The sequence below is a fragment of the Lentiprolixibacter aurantiacus genome, assembly GCF_026241225.1.
GTDB lineage: Bacteria > Bacteroidota > Bacteroidia > Flavobacteriales > Flavobacteriaceae > Lentiprolixibacter > Lentiprolixibacter aurantiacus.
The window spans coordinates 1,478,979-1,498,781 of the sequence record NZ_JAPFQP010000001.1; the positions used below are offsets into that span (position 1 = coordinate 1,478,979).

Consider the following 19,803-nt stretch of genomic DNA (forward strand, 5'->3'; position numbering starts at 1 on the left):
TGAAAACTAAGGGAATGTTAAAAAGTAGCTTTTAACTGAACTTTTTCTTAAATTTAAAAGACAAATAGTTAATAATAAGGATTTTGCGCGTTTTATACCTTTTTCTGCTTCTGCTTTTATTTTTTCCAATACACGGAAGTGCTCAGCATTTTGAGCTGCCCGCTGGTCAAAAAATGGAGAAAGTACGTTTTCAGCTGATCAATAACCTCGTGATCATACCTATGGAGATCAACGGGGCAGAACTGACTTTTATTCTGGATTCCGGAGTGAGCAAGCCAATTTTGTTCAATCTTTATGATCAGGATTCCCTGCAGCTCAACAATGTTGCTGAGATTACCATTAACGGTTTGGGGGAAGGTACACCTATCAAAGCCCTGAGTTCGCATGGTAACTCCTTTCGTGTAAATGGCATACACAATGGCAATCAGGAGGTCTATGTAGTGCTGGACAAGGAAATGAACTTTTCTCCCATTCTGGGTATACCGATCCACGGGATAATAGGATATGATCTCTTCAAAGACTTTGTTGTGGATATCAACTATGGTTCCAAGGTTATCAAGTTCATTGACCCTCAGCATTACAAACCCAAAAAAGGCAGTAAATACGAAACCATCCCCCTGTGGATCCACCGCAGCAAGGCCTTCGTTAAGGGCGAGGTACAACTAGCCGAGAAGGCTAATGTACCGGTGAAATTGCTGGTAGATACAGGTAGTAGCGATGCTGTCTGGCTGTTTGAGGATGAGGAAAGGGGATTAGGAGTACCGCAGAAGAACTATGAAGATTACCTCGGAAAAGGGCTCAATGGACAGATATTCGGCCGGAGGGCAAAGGTAAAACGACTTACCATTGGGAGTTTCATACTTTCAAATGCCAAGGCAGCATTTCCGAATATGGAGTCTTTCGGTAACCCTGAGGATATGGGCGATCGAAACGGTAGCATTGGCGGGGAGGTCTTGAGGAGATTCAATATCGTATTTAACTATCCCGGACGGGAGGTTACGCTCCGCAAAAATGCTAACTTTAAACTTCCATTCCAGTATAATCTGAGCGGACTGGAATTGCAGCATAACGGTATGCGGTATATAGCCGAACGCATTGCTAATGCCAATGGTGTAGTCAGGAAGGAAGACAGTAGTTTTGGTACGGTTCAGATCCTCATGCAGAACACCACAAGATTAAGCCTTGTACCGGAAATAGTAGTTTCAGCTATCCGTCAGGGTAGCCCTGCGGAGCAAGCCGGATTAAAAGAGGGTGATGTTATTCTTGCGGTAAACGGCAAAAGAGTACATCGCTATAAACTCCAGGAAGTACTGGATATGATAAATCGAAAAGAAGGAAAACGGGTTAAGCTACTTATAGAACGACTGAACAACGACCTATTATTCAGTTTTGTGCTTAAAGACGTGTTCGAATAAAAAAACCCGGCACTTGGCCGGGTTTTCAGCAATTTTTTTACTCTTTATTATTTTCCATCAATTGCTTTTACCTCCCCTTTGATCTTTAAAACCTTTGTAGGGGTGCTTGCATTTGAAATAACTGTGATGGCCTTTCGAATAGGACCAACACGCTTGGTATCATACTTTACCTGAATTTCACCTGTCTCACCAGGTAAAATGGGTTTTTCTGGTTTTTTAGGGATAGTACATCCGCAGCTGGAACTTACTTTGGTAATAATCAAGGGCGCGTCTCCGGTATTGGTAAACTCGAAAACACGTACACCGTCACTGCCTTTTTCAATCACTCCATAATCCAAGGTTTCTGCCTTGAACTCAATTTTTGCAGTCTTTTCCTGAGCATAAACACCAATTGAAAGCAGGCCTGCAAATAGTACAATAATTACATTTTTCATTGTTATTCAGTTTTGGGTGAATCTCAAATGTAGATGATTTGCTATCAACATCCAAAATTCTTTTGTTATGTTCTAACGTTACTTATTTTTGTTTCGTATTAGCTGACAGTCAAAAAAGACAGATTATCGCAAATACCCGAAATACCTGCGATAGTCTTTTTTTCTGCCCAATCAGTAGATTCAAAAACTGTACCAAAAATGGATATCCCTTCAAAATACGACCCTCAAAGTGTTGAAAACCAATGGTATGACTATTGGATGAAACATAAGTATTTTCATTCTGAACCGGATGACAGGGAGCCTTATACCATAGTGATCCCACCTCCAAACGTTACAGGGGTGTTGCATATGGGGCATATGTTAAATAACACCCTGCAGGATATTTTGGTGAGGCGCGCGCGTTTGCAGGGGAAAAATGCCTGCTGGGTGCCCGGGATGGACCATGCATCCATAGCTACAGAAGCTAAGGTTGTAGCCAAGCTCAGGGAAGAAGGTGTAGACAAGGCCGCCATAAGTCGTGAAGAATTCCTGGAGCATGCGTGGGACTGGACAGACAAGTACGGAGGGGTTATTCTTGAGCAGCTCAAAAAACTGGGTTGTTCCTGTGACTGGGACCGAACCAAGTTTACGATGGATGAGGATATGTCTGCCTCCGTTATCAGGGTTTTTGTAGACCTGTACAATAAAGGTCTTATATACAGGGGGTACCGCATGGTTAACTGGGACCCGCTGGCCAAGACCACACTTTCTGATGAGGAGGTAATTTATGAGGAGCGACAGGGTAAGCTGTATTATTTATCATATCCTATAGAAGAAACGAATGAAAAGGTAATCATTGCCACTACCCGTCCTGAAACCATACTGGGAGATACAGCAATATGCATTAACCCGGAGGACACGCGCTACACTCATTTAAAAGGCAAAAAAGCCATTGTACCTCTTTGTAACCGGGCTGTTCCCATAATTGAGGATAGTTATGTAGATATTGAGTTTGGGACCGGTTGTCTTAAAGTGACTCCTGCGCATGATGAGAATGACAAGATGCTGGGGGAAAAATACGGGCTTGATACCATTGATATTTTCAATGATGATGCCACCCTCAATTCAAATGGCCTGCATTTCCAGGGTAAAGATCGTTTTGTAGTTCGGAAGGAGATTGTAAAGGAACTGGACGAAAAAGGCTATCTGGTTAAGACTGAAGACTACACCAACAAGGTAGGTACATCAGAACGTACAAAAGTGGTAATCGAACCCCGATTGTCCGAACAATGGTTCCTCAAAATGGAAGACCTGGTCAAGCCTGCACTGAAAGCTGTACTGGATACCCGGGAGATTAAATTCTACCCTAAGAAATTTGAAAATACCTATAAGCACTGGATGCAGAACATCCGTGACTGGAACATATCAAGGCAATTGTGGTGGGGCCAACGTATACCTGCCTATTATTATGGCGATTCGGCTTCGGATATGGTTGTAGCAGAAACCCCTGAGGCAGCCCTGGAGCAGGCGCGCAAACAATCCGGCAATTCAAAGCTGAAGGCGGAAGACCTGAGGCAGGAAGAAGATGTGCTGGATACCTGGTTCTCGTCCTGGCTGTGGCCCATAAGTGTTTTTGGGGGTATTCTGGATCCTGATAATAATGAGGTTCAGTACTATTATCCCACGAGCGACCTGGTAACAGCACCGGATATTATTTTCTTCTGGGTATCCCGCATGATCATCGCCGGCTATGAGTTCCGCGGAGAGAAACCGTTTAACAATGTTTATTTTACGGGACTCGTAAGGGATAAACAGAGGCGAAAAATGTCCAAATCCCTCGGAAATTCGCCGGATGCACTTAAGCTTATTGAAAATTATGGTGCCGATGGGGTAAGGGTTGGCCTTATGCTGAGTTCTGCGGCAGGCAACGACCTGCTTTTTGACGAATCCCTTTGCCAGCAGGGAAAGAACTTTGCCAACAAGATCTGGAATGCCTTCCGCCTGGTAAAGAGCTGGGAACTCGGCGATACTGAACAACCCAGTGCAGCGGCTATGGGAATTGCCTGGTACGAGTCGCGTTTTAATGCTGCATTAGCACTAATAGAAGACCATTTTTCGAAGTACAGGATATCCGATGCCTTAATGGCCATTTACAAGCTTATCTGGGATGATTTCTGCTCCTGGTTGCTTGAGATTGTCAAACCACCTTATCAGCAACCCATAGATGCCACTACCTACAAAGAAGTGATTGGGCTATTTGAAGCCAACCTGAAAATTCTGCATCCTTTCATGCCATTTTTGTCCGAGGCAATCTGGCAGCACATCGAGGATCGGAGTCCTTCGGAAGCACTCATTATATCTAACTGGCCCTCGGAAGGTGTTGTGGACAATGAATTGATAGAAGGTTTCAGAATTGCCCGTGAGGTTATTTCCGGGATCAGGACAATCCGGAAGGAGAAGAATATCCCGATGAAAGAAAGCCTTGAATTGTTTGTTTTAGATTCTGAAAATGCCGGGGAGTCCTGGGATTTGGTAATACAGAAACTCACCAATGCATCGGTAATTAACAGGGTAGAGGATAAAGTAGATGGTGCGCTTTCTTTCCGTGTAAAGAGCAATGAGTACTTCATACCGGTAAGCGGCCATGTAGACATTTCTGAGGAAATCAAAAAGCTGGAGGATGAACTCAATTACACAAGGGGCTTTCTCGCCAGTGTAGAAAAGAAGCTATCCAATGAACGCTTTGTAAAAAATGCCCCGGAACAAGTAGTGACTCTTGAGAAAAAGAAGGCAGCAGACGCCAGGGCTAAGATTCAGACACTTGAAAAAAGCCTGGACGGACTGAAATAATATTAATGCCTTAAGCGAAAACAATTACCTGACCAGTATTGGTTAATATTGCTTTTGCCATGAAAAAAGGGGGGGATATCTCCTTCCATGGCTTACACTGGACCCCGATTTTCAGCAGTCGCGAGCTAGTCATCAGCAATGGATTTTAGAATGTGTTTGCGGATGCTTATCTTTAAGGAAAACCAAAAGGCATGAAAAATTACTTCCTGATTTTTTTCTTAATCGCAGGTCCTGGAATCGCTAATATTTACAGCCAGGAGTTAGCTGCGGATGTGCAGATAAAGACTGCTGTACTGCCCCTCCCTGAAAAAGACAGGGATGCGGCCATGGTGTATGGTTACAATAGCTCTGGTGAGCTGGTTGTACTTAGAGAAGGGACCAATAATATGGTTTGCCTGGGAGATGACCCGGCAAAGGAAGGGATTAGTGTGAGCTGCTATTCCCGTAAACTGGAGCCGTTTATGGCAAGAGGAAGGGCCCTTAGTGCTGAGGGTAAAGACTTTATGGAAAGAAGGGAGATAAGGGGTAAAGAAATTGCCGACGGCAGTTTGATGATGCCCAGAGAACCCAGTATGATGTACGTGTATTATGGGAAACAGGAGAATTACAATTCTGAGACCGGAGAACTCAAAGATGGGAAATTCCGGTACGTGATCTATATTCCCTTCGCAACCACAGAGTCTACCGGCCTCCCGGATAAGCCGCATGCCCCAGGGATGCCCTGGCTTATGGATCCGGGAACCCACAGGGCACATATTATGGTTGGCCCGTTTAACTAAGCTATTTTTGAAATGGTAAGATACTTTAAGGAAAAACTGTTAGCACTTAATTCGGTTTAAGCCTATGGAAGCCTATGCCAATGCGCTCCTGTATGCCATCCCGTTCTTTGTGATCCTGCTGCTGGTGGAAATCCTCTACGGCCATTTTGTAAAAAGGCAGAAATACACTGTAATGGATACGGTGAGCAGCCTGAGTTCCGGACTAACTAATATCATAAAAGATTCCCTCGGCCTGGGGCTTATTCTTGTCAGCTATCCTTACCTTGTTGAACATTTTGCAGTGATGCAGATTGAAGCTACCTGGCTGGTATGGTTTGTAGCCTTTATAGCCATGGATTTTGCTGGCTATTGGAACCATCGCCTGAGTCACCATATAAACATTTTCTGGAACCAGCATGTAATCCACCATAGCAGCGAGGAATTTAATTTGGCCTGTGCCCTCAGGCAGTCAATATCCAACCTGATCGGGTATTTCCCTATAATGCTTCTGCCAGCTGCACTATTGGGAGTGCCACCACAGGTAATTGCTATATTGGCTCCTATACATCTTTTTGGGCAATTCTGGTACCATACCCAGCATATTGGCAAGATGGGGATACTCGAATATGTCATTGTAACTCCCTCCCAACATCGGGTGCACCATGCTATTAACCCGGAGTATATCGACAAGAACCTGGGGCAGATCCTTTGTGTCTGGGACCGCATGTTTGGCACTTTTCAGAAGGAACTGGATGAGGTGCCCCCGCAATATGGCGTCCTGAAACCAGCCAGGACATGGAACCCAATTATAATTAACTTTCAGCATTTGTGGCGATTGGTTCAGGATGCCTGGAGGGCTAATAATTACTGGGATAAACTTCGAATCTGGTTTATGCCTACCGGTTGGCGCCCGGCTGATGTTGCCCGGAAATACCCGCGGGAGATCATACAAGACGTTTATCATTTTGAACGCTATAAAACAGCAGCAAGCAATAGCCTTAAGGCGTATGCCGTATTCCAGATGCTATTTACCCTGTTGCTCCTCCTCTTCATGTTTTATAATTACAGTGCCATTGGTTTTGATGGCCTGATGCTTTTTGGGGCTTTTGTCTTTGTTGGCATTTACGGCTATACAACCCTCATGGACAGGGGTAAAAGTGCCGTTTGGATTGAGACCCTGAGAGGAGTAGGGGGGGTGGCTCTTATCTGGGTAACAGGCGACTGGTTTGGCCTGAATGAACTGTTGCCCTGGGGGAGTTTTATGGTTGCACTGTATTTTATAGCTACCATTCTTGGCGCACATTATTTTACCTACATAGATAAACCGTTGAAGCACTTAACCCTATCGCAATGAATGGAATCAGACCCTATATCCTGGCCGAAACCAATTGGAAGTACTTAAGGGATTTCCGCTACGAGTTGGCTGTGCTTCCCTGGGGTGCCACTGAGGCGCATAATTTTCACCTGCCCTATGGTACGGATAACTATGAAGCGGAAGCACTGGCAGCAGAAGCGGCCCGAATAGCCTGGGAGTCCGGAGGGAAATTGGTAGTTCTTCCCGTACTGCCCTTCGGGGTGAATACCGGCCAATCCGATATTTACCTGGATATGAATCTCAATCCCTCCACACAGCTCGCTGTTTTATCGGATATCGCGCAGACCCTGAGTAGGCAGGGGATTAAAAAACTACTCATATTTAACAGCCATGGCGGGAATAATTTTAAACCCCTGGTAAGGGAGCTTGGATTGAAGTTCCCTGATATGTGGATTTCGTTTTCCAACTGGTTTCAGGCCATGGATAGAAAGACTTTTTTTGAAGAACCCGGTGACCATGCCGATGAGCTGGAGACCAGCCTGATGCTGCACCTCAAGCCGGAATTGATCTTGCCCAGGAAAGAATGGGGAGATGGCGCCTCAAGGCAGCATAAGATTAAGGCCTTTCGGGAAGGGTGGGCGTGGGCAGAGCGCAAGTGGTCTGAGATCAGCAATGATACGGGCGTTGGGAACCCTGAAAAGGCAAGTGAAGAAAAAGGCCTGAAGTATTATAAGGCATTAACACAAAAGCTGGGAAGTTTTATGCTGGAGCTTTGCAAGGCAGATCCTAAAGACCTATACGATTAACAGGCTATCCTTTCCGGAGTTTTGCAACCAGTTCAATATAGTTCTGCATGGCTTCTTCCTGTCCGATATCACTGGCCTGTATGAGTGCATTTGCCTTAAAGGCGTTTATCAGAGGTGTTTTGCTACCAGGGTTATCGAAGTTTTCGTTGGCTATCTTGTAGTAAGCGTAAAGTTTCAGTAATAAATCTGCAGGAATAGGATCTGTGTAACCGTTGATGTAGGTTACAGCTTCCTGAAACTCAAGATAAAGTTTTTCATTCTTCATCCTTTTCCTTTAATGTAGCAATACAGGTCTTGGCCCCAACTACCTTCTGGTTGAGTTTTACTGTGATAAGACTGTCCAGAGGCAGTAGCAGGTCTACCCTGGACCCGAATTTGATAAATCCGGCATCCTCTCCCTGCTGTACATTATCCCCAACTTCTGCGTAGTTTACAATCCTCCGGGCTACCGCCCCGGCTATCTGCCGATAAAGGACATCCCCAAATTTGGGAGTATTGATTACCACCGTGGTACGCTCATTTTTTTCACTTGACTTCGGGTGCCAGGCAACCAGGTACTTTCCGGGGTGATATTTGGAATATTTGATTACTCCACTGGCGGCGTATCGGGTAACATGAACATTTATGGGAGACATAAAGATGGAAACCTGCATCCTTTTGTCTTTAAAGTATTCTTTTTCTTCCACCTCTTCTATGATGACCACTTTGCCATCTACCGGGGCAAGAATCTCGTCAAAGCTTTTAATAGCCACCCTTTTAGGGTTTCTGAAAAATTGCAATATCAGAATAAGCACTATCAATGCGCCAATCTGCAGTGTATACCTGAGCCAGGCTTCATCCACATAGAAGTTCGCTGCCAGTATAATGGCAGCTGTAATGAAGAAAGTGGTTATAATTATACGTTGTCCTTCCTTATGAAACATAAGAAAATATGTTGAGGGTTAAATATGCAAATGGTGCTGCAAATATAAGACTATCCAGGCGGTCCAGCATACCGCCGTGACCTGGCAATATGGCACCACTATCTTTTACACCGGCCTGCCTTTTAAGTTTGGATTCCAGTAAATCTCCCAGACTCCCCATCAATACGATTACTGTGGCAAGAGTTATCCATTGGGTAAGATCCAGTACAGGCTCGTATCTGGCCAAGAAATACGCTGCCAGTAAGGTAAAAACAAAACCACCCAAAGTTCCCTCTATGGTTTTTTTGGGAGAAATTGAGGGATAGAGCTTGTGCCTGCCCAGATTTTTTCCTACCAGGTAGGCAAAGGAATCGTTAACCCAGATTAAAATGAAGATTCCCATGATCAGGAGTTTTGCAAATTCTTTTTCCTTGTACGGGATCATGGTCAGGAAAATACAGCCACCCCCAATGTAGAAAAGTCCCGTAATAAACTTCTGATAATTGTAATAGAGTTTCCTCTTCTTAGAAAACAGGTAAAACAGCAGAGTTATGTTCACGGTCAGGGTAAGGAACATAAGGACATTGATAAGCACCTTATCCTCTATTAAATATATGTATGCCCACCACAAGCCTAAATAGGCAATAAATATGTAGTAACCCCTCAGGTGTACAAGGCGCTTGTACTCATATAAACAAGCCAGCCCGAAGACCATAAACAGGAAATCGAAGGCATCCGAACTGAGAAAAATCGCTGAAAGCAGGATTAGCACATACAATGCCCCGGTAAGGAGTCTCCTTAACAATTCTCTCATACTAAAGATCTTCCAGTAATAAGAGATATAAATGCTTGGAACTGCTACCGTAGGTTAGAAAATCATCCTCGTTGTCTTCGGAAGCCTGAAAATGCTTGATAGTAGTAATGTTGCCTGGGAAACCATCCCTGTACTTGCGTTTGATTGATTTTAACCCCTCACCAATGGATTCCACTAACTGACTGGTTGTGGCAAATACAATGACGTTTTCAGGAACTTCGTTAATCTTCTTTTCCTTCAATTGATTGGAGGATACCAGAATAGAACCGTTTTGAGCTATCAGATGTTCACAGGTAGTGAAAAACACCTCACTTTCGGAAGCCTTGTTCGTAAAGGTGAGGTTTTCTTTTGAAAAGCGCTCTTCCAGACGTGGATTTAACGTGAAGAAGGGGTGATCGTGCCACCCGTTTTCGTCAAGGATATTCTTAAGGGCTTCGGAGATTTCATCAAAGGAATCACAGTATAAAAATTTACCGCCATTTGTTTTAAAATGTATGGTAAATTTTTCGTCTACTGGTATCTGGAGGTCGGGCATATGCACCCCTCTGGTTTCTGCAGTTTCCTTGGAGACCTTTTTTTTGCCTCCCCCGAAAAGTTTATCCCAAAGACCCATTCGTGTACAGTCAAATCACGTAGCGTCCTTTGTATTAATAAAAACGCTATACGAACTTATTTATTTTCTTCGGTAGTTTCCTCCTCGGGTGTAAGTTTGTCCGAGGGAATTTCCTGACCTTTTTGATCAAAATGTTTTTCAAAAGGCCTTCTACCAAAGATTTTTTCCAAATCTTCCTTAAAGATAACCTCTTTTTCCAATAATCGTTCTGCAAGAGCAGTAAGTTTGTCTTTATGCTCATGAAGTACAGCTATGGCACGCTGATACTGTTCCTCAACAATTTTGGAAATTTCTTCATCTATCTTCTGGGCAGTTTGCTCGCTGTAGGGTTTGGTAAATCCATACTCACTTTGCCCTGAGGAGTCATAATACGTAAGGTTGCCAATCTCGTCATTCATGCCATAAATGGTAACCATGGCACGGGCCTGTTTGGTAACTTTTTCGAGATCGCTTAAGGCTCCGGTAGAGATTTTATCAAATATAACTTTCTCCGCAGCCCGGCCTCCCAGAGTGGCGCACATTTCATCCTGCATCTGTTCCGGGCGCACTATAAGACGTTCTTCCGGCAGGTACCAGGCCGAACCTAGCGACTGCCCACGAGGTACAATAGTTACCTTAACCAGGGGGGCCGCATGTTCCAGCATCCAGCTTACCGTGGCATGCCCAGCTTCGTGATAGGCAATGGTTCGCTTTTCCTCGGGTGTGATAATTTTGTTTTTCTTCTCCAGTCCTCCTACAATACGGTCTACCGCATCAAGGAAGTCCTGTTTGCTCACCGCCTTTTTCTCTTTCCTTGCTGCGATAAGGGCTGCTTCATTGCATACGTTGGCGATATCTGCCCCTGAGAATCCCGGGGTTTGCCTTGCCAGGAAATCGAGATCCAGGGTTTCCGAGGTCTTAATTGGTCTCAGGTGGACTTCAAATATTTCCTTGCGCTCACGTATATCCGGAAGGTCTACATAGATCTGGCGATCGAACCTCCCTGCACGCATCAGGGCTTTATCCAGCACATCTGCGCGGTTGGTAGCGGCCAGTACAATTACATTGGTGTTGGTGCCAAAACCATCCATCTCGGTTAACAGCTGATTCAGGGTATTTTCCCTTTCGTCATTAGAACCGGTAATATTATTCTTCCCACGGGCACGTCCAATGGCGTCTATCTCGTCTATAAAAATGATAGAGGGAGACTTGTCCTTGGCCTGCTTAAACAGGTCTCTTACCCTCGAGGCTCCCACACCGACAAACATTTCAACGAAGTCTGAACCGGACAGTGAAAAGAAAGGTACTTTGGCTTCTCCTGCTACTGCTTTGGCCAACAAGGTCTTTCCCGTTCCCGGAGGTCCTACCAGCAGGGCCCCTTTGGGGATCTTACCTCCCAGGGAGGTGTATTTATCAGGATTCTTCAGGAACTCGACAATCTCCTCAACTTCTTCCTTGGCACCCTCCAATCCGGCTACGTCCTGGAAAGAAGTACGGGTATCGGTTTTCTCGTCAAAAAGCTTGGCTTTGGATTTCCCGATATTGAAAATTTGCCCTCCTGCGCCTCCTCCTGCACCTCCGGACATACGCCTCATCAGGTAAATCCAGATACCTATGATGAGCACAAATGGCAGGATGGTTATGAGAAGATCCATAAACAGGTTGGACTCCTTGTCGAATTCAACAATGGTATCCAGGCTGTTTTCTTTCTTAATTTCGTCAATATCGCTCTGAAAAAGCTGGAGGTCACCATAATCCAGAATATATTGGGGAATTGCCCCTGTAGTAGGAAAGAGTGGTTTTTCTGCCACATCTTTATGCACATCTTTCTGCAGGGCCTCGTCTGTGAGGTATACCCTGGCCTGATCGGTATTGGTAATAATGATGATCTTCTGGATATCACCATTTCTCAAATACTCCTGCAATTCGGAGGTAGTTGTCTTTTTGGTAGTTGAAAACCCTTCTCCCCCAAAAAACTGAAACCCGATGAGCAATATGGCTATGAGGCCATAGATCCACCAGGCGCTGAATCTCGGTTTTTTCTGAGGGGTCTTATTGTCTTTTGCCATTTTTAATTTACTGATTTACACTTCGCTCCACTACTGTCATCTTCGCATCACCCCAAAGGCCTTCTATATCATAGAATTCGCGGGCCTGTGGCTGGAAAACATGGACTACTATATTGACGTAATCCAGAAGTACCCATTCGCCGTTTTCCCTGCCTTCTACATGCCAGGGTTTGTCTTTACTAGCTTTGCTAACGGATTTTTGTACAGAATTGACTATCGCATTGACATGCGTATTGGAAGTACCATTGCAAATGATGAAATAATCACAAACAGTATTCTCAATTTCCCTTAAGTCAAGTAGGTTTATATCCAGTCCTTTTACTTCTTCTATTCCGTGTAAGATTAGGGCAATTAACTCATCTGCACTAGCTTTCCTTTTCTGCATTAAGTGATTTTAGTTTGTACAAAGTTATTATTTTTTTGTTTTGCCGGACATTGTTTTTAACATAACATTGTAGTGATAAAACAAGGCCTCCGCATGCTTTTGATCAAACTTGATGCCACGGATTCTACCAATGCATACCTAAAAGATCTTTTGGTAAAGCAAAACCCACCTGATGGTACCGTAGTCCAGGCAGACTGCCAGAAAAAAGGCCGCGGGCAGCTGGGCAGGGAATGGATTTCAGATCCAGGTAAAAACCTGACAATTAGTATCTTAAAAAGATTTGATCAGTTAAAGGCTTCGGATCAGTTCGCAATCAGCATAAGTACTTCACTGGCTATAGTCGAAGTACTTAAAAGGTATGAAGTACCGGATATTAGGGTAAAATGGCCGAACGACATTCTGTCAGGTAAACAAAAACTCTGTGGGATTCTGGTCGAAAATATAGTAAAAGGGGCCTATCTGAAGGCTGCCGTTATCGGTATCGGGCTTAATGTAAATCAGGATCAATTTCCACCAGGACTAAAAGCTACTTCTATTAGCTTACAGATCGGGAAAGAACTGCCACTGGAAAACGTCCTGAAAGACCTGACCGGGGCCCTGGAAAGGCAAATCAACAAATTTCTGTCCGGTCCTGTAGAAAATGCTCAGGTATCATACGAAGAAATGCTCTATGGGAAGGGGGAGAGGATGCTATTCAGTACGCCACTTGGAGATAGTTTTAGCGGTGTTATCCAGGGAATAGATACCATTGGTAGACTTGTGGTGAAAAGAGATTCGGGTACCGAAGATACTTACGGTTTAAACGAAATCCGGATGGTCCTATGAAGGTGATCCTGGAAGGCCAATCTATTCGATGCGACTCATATTTTCGGACAGGGTGCCGATAAAATTGGTGATCGGGGTTTTGATCATCATCGCCATCATGGCGTTGAATTCTCCCTCAAAGCTCAGGAAAACTTCAGATTTCTCTTCCGCAATTTCAGCAATATGAGCGGTAAGGGTAAAGGGGAGCTTATCACTTGCTGCACCCAGGACAACTTTGGAAAAAGGGACTTCTTCTTTCTTTTTTAAGGCTATTTCCGGCATACCCTTTAAAGCAAAGAGGAAGGTGTCCGGATTTACTACTTCAAATTTATCCACATTATCCGGCATTAATGTTTCAAAATTTTTAGGTTCGGTAAGGAATTCAAATACTTCCTTGCTGCTTTTTCCTATCGTATTCTTTGGGCTTTCTAAGTGCATTTTACAGAGTATTCCAGCCTGCGGGATTTTGTCGCCAGTCCATCAGGGTATCTAGTTGTTCTTCCTTTATATAGTTCGTTTCCGTGGCCTGGCGTATCAGGTGGTCGTAATCGCAAAGCGTATGCAAGTCAACCCCTTTTTCTTCGAAATTGGTTTTGGCCACTTCAAATCCATAAGTAAAAATTGCGACCATTCCTTTGACCACTGCATTCTGCTCTTCAAGCGCTGCCACCGCATTCAGGCTGCTTTTCCCTGTACTGATCAGATCTTCAATAACCACTACTTTCTGATTGGCCTCCAGGTAGCCTTCAATCTGATTTTGCCTGCCATGGGATTTGGGTTCAGGCCTCACATAGATAAAAGGAAGCCCCAGATATTCCGCTACCAGCATGCCAATTCCTATTGCCCCGGTAGCTACTCCGGCAATCACATCGGGTTTGCCGTATAAATCTTCCACGCATTTCCCCATTTCTTCACGGATAAAGTTTCGAATTGGGGGATAAGAAAGGATAATTCTATTGTCGCAGTAGATAGGTGATTTCCATCCCGACGCCCATGTAAAAGGATTTTCGGGTCTCAACTTAATTGCATTAATTTGCAACAGAAGTTCTGCTGTTTTCGCCGCGGTATCTTTGTCCAAAACCATGTCGCAAATGTATAAAGTTTTTGTTAAAAACGCTCCGCTGATTTTAACGAATAAACTCTCCGAAACCAACAATGGCGAATACTTCTTGCTGAACAGCGATGCTATTCAAAAAGCCATTGATGCCCTAAACAGTGGAAAGCTGGAAAAGGCTTTCATTTACCATCCGAACAATGAGGAGATCCTGAAGAAATTCACAAAAAAAATTCCTATGGAGATTGCGGCCGGTGGTGTGGTAACCAACAAGGAAGGAAAAGTTCTTTTCATCTATAGAAACAACAAATGGGACCTTCCCAAGGGAAAACTGGATAAGGGTGAAACCATTAAAGAATGTGCCCTTAGAGAGGTGGAAGAGGAGACCGGGGTGCAAAACCTGAAGATCGAAAATTTCTTAACCACTACCTACCATATTTTCAAAAGCAATGGCAAGTACAGGCTTAAGGAGGTGCATTGGTTTGCCATGAAAACTAATTACAAAGGCCCTCTGATTGGTCAGCTAAGCGAGGGTATAGAAAAAGTGAAATGGAAAGGCCCCAAAAAGATCCAGAAAGCCCTTGAGAATTCCTACACCAACATCAAGTCCCTGTTCGGACATTGATGCCTTCTTTTACTCAGGAACCCTTATTACAGGGTATCTTTTATATTCTTTTTCCGCATAGGGCGACTGTTCAAATAACCAGTACAGCTGGCGGTAGGCATTTTGACCAAAGGCTTCATCTTCTGTCTTTTTTTCCTGGAAGGCTACACGAAGACTGTCGTCTTCCTCAAGCAATTCCTCCATCATATCTTCAAAAACATAGGGTGAAAATCCTTCCTTGCGCTGTAAAATGGCATCAAAGAAGTTCCAGTTAAAAAAGGAATCCGGCGCTGATGGCTCCAATGTTTCCAGTAAGTATCTCACCCCGGCCTGGCCGGTAGGAATCCACAATCCTCCTTCCTTTACCAGCACAGAATCCATACTTGAATCAACTGTGGTATTGTAATGCGGGTAGTGGCCTTCATATGCCCTGCTCCGAGTCTGGTAATGATCTATGTTATATACTTCTGCCATCAAAGTGGTGTCCCGGTCAATTCGGGTGTATTGGATTTCATTGCGATCCAAATAGGGTTGAATATGATCCCAGCCCGCGGGAATTATGTAGGCAGCAGGAATGCGAACAGAATCCGAAGGTATAAAGGTGTCGTAATAGGGTATCTCCTTTTCAAATGGTCTGTTCTGGTCATAACGGAGGCGGGGGAGGCCGGTAACTTTGCTTGGGATTGTATCTGCATGATACCCTTTGAAATTGAGTTGCCTCACGCTGGCGGAATCAATTTTCCATCCTGTTGGGTAGAAAGCGCCTTCTGTGAGGGCCGCAAAGGCTTCCTGCTTTTGTTTTTTGATTTCCCCACTGTATTCCCCTGTTACGGATACAACAGACTTAAGCAGGGCATAGGTTCCGGCCACGCGGTCTTCATAAGGTTTAAGCATGTGGGTTTCTACCATTAGCCCCAGCGTATTCCATAGGGTTGTATAACCCGTGGAGTAGCGCGGGTAGTCCATAAACTGGCTGAACCCTGTTTCGGGTACGCGATTAAAGACATTTACATAGGGTGTGATGTCCCAGCCATCCAGGGCCAGTGCTTTTTCCAGTGAAGGTTGCCAGGTATCATGCAGAAAAGCACCCATGTTACCCCCAAGTTTGTTATGCTGGGTAAAAAGATGGGTAAGCGTGTACTGATAATCGGCACCATTACTTACGTGGGTATCTACAAAAACATCGGGTTTGAGCAGGTGGAAAATGCGGGCAAAGCTAGCTGCGTTTTTGGTGTCTGCTTTGATAAAATCACGATTCAGGTCGTAGTTCCTGGCGTTGCCCCTGAAACCATATTCCAGAGGCCCGTTCTGGTTTACCCTGCTTGTGCTATTCCTGTTCATTGCACCGCCAATATTGTATACGGGTATAGTTGCAATAACCGTTTTTTCCGGGGCTTTTTGTTTCCCTATCGCAAGGTCACGGAAAAACATCATGGTGGCATCTATCCCATCGCTTTCGCCGGGATGGATCCCGTTATTGATCAGGATGATAGATTTATTTTCCCGTACTTTTTCGAAGTTGAATTCGCCCTCCGGATTGAAGGTCACCACATGCAGCGGCAGGCCAATATCTGTTTCTCCTACAGATTGAATGTTGATTTCGGGAAATTCCCTGGCGAGCTTGAGATAAAAAGCAAGTACCTGGTCATAGGTAGCTGTTTCATTTCCTGAGCCCTGCTCGTAAGGTGTCTGATAATCCACTACCTTCTTTTCCACTTTGGTTTCACATGACCATGTCAGGCCCGTCAGAAACAAAACTATGAATGCCTTAAAGCGCATATTCCCAAATCTTGAATGAGCGGGAATAAAAATAGGGAATTATGAAGGAAAGTTGGTTGTTTCAGGCTACTCGGGTGATCTCGGCGATATCTGATCTGCGAATAGGCTTATTCTTGTAATCCAGAAGGTGATGTGTCCGGGTTTTGAAGCGTTCCCAGTTTTGTTTGTCAGCCGGGTCAATGGAGGAGGTTACGATATTTATCCTGATCCTTTCTTTCAGCGGAAGGGCGATAAATTCTTCCAGGAACTGCCATCCATCCATGATGGGCATATTGATATCCAGAAAAATAACTTCTGGAACACCGGAGCCTTCCTCAATACGCAATTTTATCCCATCCAGGGCTTCTTTGCCGTTTCCATAGGTAATAATATCCTGGCTGGCTTCTATGGAATGAAGCATTTTTTTTATTCCGAAAACTGTGATGGGGTCGTCATCAATAATGCTAATAGCCCTAATTTTTTTCATTAAAATGAATATTAAATGTCGTTCCCTTCCCTGGTTCGCTGCTAACGGTGATCTTTCCGTTCATAGCTTCTACCTGGTTTTTAGTTATGTACAAGCCAATACCCCGGGCATCCGGATTTTCGTGAAAGGTTTTGTACATTCCGAAAAGTTTGTCTCCATACTTCTCCAGATCAATACCAAGGCCGTTGTCAGTTATGCTAAGGACAGTGTAGTCATTGCACTGTTCCAGGGATAGCTTAACCACAGGATCTCTTTGAGGATCCTTGTATTTAACCGCATTGGTAATGAAGTTCATCAATACACTATCCAGGTAGGCTGGTACTACCTTTACCTGGGTGTCATGGGGGATTTCATTTAAGATTTGGGCATTATTTTTCTTGAGGAATGCTGCCAGGTTCTGTTCTACGGCAGCGATCTTTTTAACCAGGTTCACTGGTTTCTTTTTCAGGTTAACATTGGTGCTGATGGCCACTACCTCGTTGAGGTTATCCAGGGTTTCCAGCAGGTTGTCTGAGGCTTCGGTCAGCATTTTTACCAGCTTTTCCTTTTCGCTTTCGTCCGTTTCATTCACCAGGAATTCCAGCAGCATGGAAAAATTGGCTGAGTGCGACCTCAAATTGTGCGATACGATATGTGCAAAATTGATAAGCTGCTTGTTCTGAACCGAAGTCACACTGATCAGGTCCTGCAATTCTTTTTCCTTTCGCTTTAAATCGGAAATATCCATACTAATCCCGATCAGGCCTTTGGCTTTTCCATCGTCGCCAATAAGCGGAATTTTAGAAGTCAGAAAGGTGGTTAACCTGCCATCTTTTTTAATGTTGATGGTTTCCTTGCCCAGTATGGGGGTAAGGGTACTCATAACCTTCAGATCCTCTTCCCTGGAGATTTTGACCGAGGTGTCATCGTAAAAATCGGAATCACTTCTGCCTATGATATCGGCGTGTTCTTTGATTCCGCAATAATCCATTTCCGCTTTATTTACCAGTAACTTTTTAGAATCCAGGTCTTTAATGTAAACATTCAGCGGAAGATTGTCTATAAGCGTCCGCAGCAACTGTCGCTCTTCATTGATCTGTTTCTCTTTTCTCTTTACCTCGGTAAGGTCCTGAGCAGCCGTCCACAATAGTCTTTTGCCATTTTTGATTTCTACAAGAGAGCCACTTAAACTTGCTTTAAATGAGACTCCGTTTTTTCGGACTAATTCGTGTTCCAGCGGCCCAAACGTACCCTCTTTTTCCAGGATTTCTTTAATCTGATTACGTTTGAGGCTCCTGGTATTGGGTACTATATTGGTGTAGTTTAAGGAAGCAGCTTCTTCTTTGTCAATACCCAGCACTTCGGTAAAGGCACTGTTGATCTCCAGGATTTCCCCGGTATCAAAATCACTTAAGATCTTGGCAATAGGTGATAATTCGAACAAGGCCCGGAATTTCTTCTCACTAACTTTGAGCTTCTCCCTGGCCACAACCATTTCCTTGATCATCCTGCCTTCAGCTAACAGGGAAGTAACCTGTTTCTTTTTGTCAAAAATGGGTTTTAAACTAAAGTCGACAGGCACTTTTTCCTGGTTTTTGTCCAGCACCACTATTTCGCTTCGAATAACCTCACCACCAGCTGCCGCTTTAACCACATTTTTAAGTCCGTCCCGGACCATATCGGGAATGGGCCACCAGTAAGCGTCCCAGAATTTCTTTCCAACTACATCAGATTCTTTGATTTCAGCAAAATTCAGGGCTGTTTCATTAATCTGCAGGAATGTGCCGTCAAGGTCTAAAATCCCGGTAAACTGATATGAGGAGTTGAAGATACTTTGGAACTGCCGTTCCTGTTCTTCGTTTTTACGCTGACTTATAATATCTTTTGTAACATCCTGAAACGTACCAATCAGTCCCAGGAATTTATCGTCTTTAAATATGGGTTTCCCTGCAGCTATTACCCAAATTTCGTTACCTTTTGCTGTAACCAGTTGCAGCTTTTCGTTCCAAGGTTTCCCTTCATTCATAGCCTGATCTACGGCCATGGCTATGGTGTTTCTGCTATATCCTTCCTTGTAAAAGCTAATAGCGGTTTCTATATTCGGGGTATAATCTGCGGGCACTTCATGGATTTCCCTGGTGATTTCGCACCACGTCAGATCTTTTCTAACGGCATCGTATTGCCAGCTTCCTATCCTGGAAATCTCAGATTTATCATTGAGCAGGATCTCCAGCTTCTCCATTTTGGCACTGTCAAAGATCTCGTTGGTAATATCCTCGGTTTGAATAATAACTCCGATGATCTTTCTATTTTGATCGTACCAGGGAGAATTGGTCCAGTTAAACCAGTGCTCATCCCCATTCTGATCCAAAAAGCACTCAATACCCGTTATGTTGGTACCCCTGGTGATTACTTTTCGAAGATCTTTTTTCCAGGAGTTGCGGATGTCAGGAAATAATTGAAATAAATTTTTACCAACAACCATTTTGTCCTGAAAATCAAAGTCGGAAATCCAGCGGTCAGAGGCATGCACCACCTCCAGTTTCGAGTTGATGAATGCTGTTGCGATTGGCAACTGCTTTATTAAGCTATTGGCTAAAGAATCCTGAGTCCCCCTCAACATTAAGTCGTATTTTCCTACTAATGTATACGTATTTTCTATCAAAGCTTAATCAATGTTGTGAAGTTCCCGATTATCGTTGTGTGTCGTATAATTCGTATGGAAAATAAGTATAATATGAATAAAAATACAGAAAAAACTTACAATATAATAAGATTGGAGGATACAGAAATTTTTA

The 19,803-nt window shown here is 44.0% G+C and carries 19 protein-coding genes; 7 read left to right on the forward strand and 12 right to left on the reverse strand.

The window, feature by feature from the left end:
* Nucleotides 1-173 precede the first annotated feature (173 nt).
* Nucleotides 174-1,415, forward strand: a complete 1,242-nt coding sequence (locus OO016_RS06640) for an aspartyl protease family protein (RefSeq protein WP_266011786.1) — start codon at nucleotides 174-176, stop codon at nucleotides 1,413-1,415.
* A 47-nt stretch (nucleotides 1,416-1,462) separates the two neighbouring features.
* Here OO016_RS06640 and OO016_RS06645 read toward each other — a convergent pair whose 3' ends face one another.
* The gene (locus tag OO016_RS06645) at nucleotides 1,463-1,849 is read right to left on the reverse strand and encodes a DUF1573 domain-containing protein (protein ID WP_266011788.1); all 387 of its coding nucleotides are present in this window, start codon (nucleotides 1,847-1,849) and stop codon (nucleotides 1,463-1,465) included.
* Nucleotides 1,850-2,047: 198 nt separating this feature from the next.
* On the opposite strand from OO016_RS06645, the gene OO016_RS06650 reads away from it, so the two are divergent.
* From OO016_RS06650 to OO016_RS06665, 4 genes are all read left to right on the forward strand, one after another.
* Nucleotides 2,048-4,678 carry a valine--tRNA ligase gene (locus tag OO016_RS06650; protein WP_266011790.1) on the forward strand — a complete coding sequence of 877 codons (2,631 nt, stop codon included), beginning with the start codon at nucleotides 2,048-2,050 and terminating at the stop codon, nucleotides 4,676-4,678.
* A 191-nt stretch (nucleotides 4,679-4,869) separates the two neighbouring features.
* Nucleotides 4,870-5,457 carry a hypothetical protein gene (locus OO016_RS06655; RefSeq protein WP_266011791.1) on the forward strand — a complete coding sequence of 196 codons (588 nt, stop codon included), beginning with the start codon at nucleotides 4,870-4,872 and terminating at the stop codon, nucleotides 5,455-5,457.
* Between the two features lie 64 nt (nucleotides 5,458-5,521).
* Entirely contained in the window at nucleotides 5,522-6,790 is a 1,269-nt protein-coding gene (locus OO016_RS06660) for a sterol desaturase family protein (protein WP_266011793.1), read from the forward strand.
* The gene (locus tag OO016_RS06665; RefSeq protein WP_266011794.1) at nucleotides 6,787-7,557 is read left to right on the forward strand and encodes a creatininase family protein; all 771 of its coding nucleotides are present in this window, start codon (nucleotides 6,787-6,789) and stop codon (nucleotides 7,555-7,557) included. Before OO016_RS06660 ends, OO016_RS06665 begins: the two co-directional genes overlap by 4 nt.
* Before the next feature lie 4 nt (nucleotides 7,558-7,561).
* Here OO016_RS06665 and OO016_RS06670 read toward each other — a convergent pair whose 3' ends face one another.
* Genes OO016_RS06670 through rsfS form a run of 6 tightly spaced genes read right to left on the reverse strand, consistent with a single transcriptional unit; the run spans nucleotide 7,562 to nucleotide 12,319 of the window.
* Entirely contained in the window at nucleotides 7,562-7,822 is a 261-nt protein-coding gene (locus OO016_RS06670) for an acyl-CoA-binding protein (protein WP_266011795.1), read from the reverse strand.
* Nucleotides 7,812-8,480 (reverse strand): phosphatidylserine decarboxylase family protein, encoded by a 669-nt coding sequence (locus OO016_RS06675; protein ID WP_266011796.1) that lies wholly within the window; start codon nucleotides 8,478-8,480, stop codon nucleotides 7,812-7,814. Before OO016_RS06675 ends, OO016_RS06670 begins: the two co-directional genes overlap by 11 nt.
* Nucleotides 8,470-9,273 (reverse strand): phosphatidate cytidylyltransferase, encoded by an 804-nt coding sequence (locus OO016_RS06680; protein ID WP_266011798.1) that lies wholly within the window; start codon nucleotides 9,271-9,273, stop codon nucleotides 8,470-8,472. Before OO016_RS06680 ends, OO016_RS06675 begins: the two co-directional genes overlap by 11 nt.
* Nucleotide 9,274: 1 nt before the next feature.
* Nucleotides 9,275-9,886 (reverse strand): LUD domain-containing protein, encoded by a 612-nt coding sequence (locus OO016_RS06685; RefSeq protein ID WP_266011800.1) that lies wholly within the window; start codon nucleotides 9,884-9,886, stop codon nucleotides 9,275-9,277.
* Between the two features lie 56 nt (nucleotides 9,887-9,942).
* Nucleotides 9,943-11,934: an ATP-dependent zinc metalloprotease FtsH gene (ftsH, locus tag OO016_RS06690; protein WP_266011801.1), complete on the reverse strand. Its 1,992-nt coding sequence runs from the start codon at nucleotides 11,932-11,934 to the stop codon at nucleotides 9,943-9,945.
* Nucleotides 11,935-11,941: 7 nt separating this feature from the next.
* The gene (rsfS, locus tag OO016_RS06695; RefSeq protein ID WP_266011803.1) at nucleotides 11,942-12,319 is read right to left on the reverse strand and encodes a ribosome silencing factor; all 378 of its coding nucleotides are present in this window, start codon (nucleotides 12,317-12,319) and stop codon (nucleotides 11,942-11,944) included.
* A 93-nt stretch (nucleotides 12,320-12,412) separates the two neighbouring features.
* Here rsfS and OO016_RS06700 point away from each other — a divergent pair, with 93 nt between their 5' ends.
* Complete coding sequence (locus OO016_RS06700) at nucleotides 12,413-13,144, forward strand: biotin--[acetyl-CoA-carboxylase] ligase (protein ID WP_266011804.1); 732 nt, start codon at nucleotides 12,413-12,415, stop codon at nucleotides 13,142-13,144.
* Nucleotides 13,145-13,165: 21 nt separating this feature from the next.
* Here OO016_RS06700 and OO016_RS06705 read toward each other — a convergent pair whose 3' ends face one another.
* Both OO016_RS06705 and pyrE read right to left on the reverse strand, forming a co-directional pair.
* A complete protein-coding gene (locus tag OO016_RS06705; protein WP_266011806.1) occupies nucleotides 13,166-13,561 on the reverse strand; it encodes an SRPBCC family protein in 396 nt (131 codons plus the stop codon).
* A gap of 1 nt (nucleotide 13,562) precedes the next feature.
* On the reverse strand, nucleotides 13,563-14,207 hold the full coding sequence (pyrE, locus tag OO016_RS06710; RefSeq protein WP_266011808.1) for an orotate phosphoribosyltransferase: 645 nt from the start codon (nucleotides 14,205-14,207) through the stop codon (nucleotides 13,563-13,565).
* A gap of 7 nt (nucleotides 14,208-14,214) precedes the next feature.
* Here pyrE and OO016_RS06715 point away from each other — a divergent pair, with 7 nt between their 5' ends.
* A complete protein-coding gene (locus OO016_RS06715; protein ID WP_266011810.1) occupies nucleotides 14,215-14,802 on the forward strand; it encodes an NUDIX hydrolase in 588 nt (195 codons plus the stop codon).
* Between the two features lie 9 nt (nucleotides 14,803-14,811).
* Here the strand turns inward: OO016_RS06715 and OO016_RS06720 are convergent, their stop codons facing one another.
* From OO016_RS06720 to OO016_RS06730, 3 genes are all read right to left on the reverse strand, one after another.
* Nucleotides 14,812-16,560, reverse strand: coding sequence for a M14 family metallopeptidase (locus OO016_RS06720; RefSeq protein ID WP_266011812.1), 1,749 nt, complete (start codon nucleotides 16,558-16,560; stop codon nucleotides 14,812-14,814).
* Between the two features lie 61 nt (nucleotides 16,561-16,621).
* Complete coding sequence (locus OO016_RS06725; RefSeq protein WP_266011814.1) at nucleotides 16,622-17,026, reverse strand: response regulator; 405 nt, start codon at nucleotides 17,024-17,026, stop codon at nucleotides 16,622-16,624.
* Nucleotides 17,013-19,628, reverse strand: a complete 2,616-nt coding sequence (locus OO016_RS06730) for a PAS domain-containing sensor histidine kinase (RefSeq protein WP_266011816.1) — start codon at nucleotides 19,626-19,628, stop codon at nucleotides 17,013-17,015. The genes OO016_RS06725 and OO016_RS06730 overlap by 14 nt, the downstream gene beginning before the upstream one ends.
* Nucleotides 19,629-19,803 lie beyond the last annotated feature (175 nt).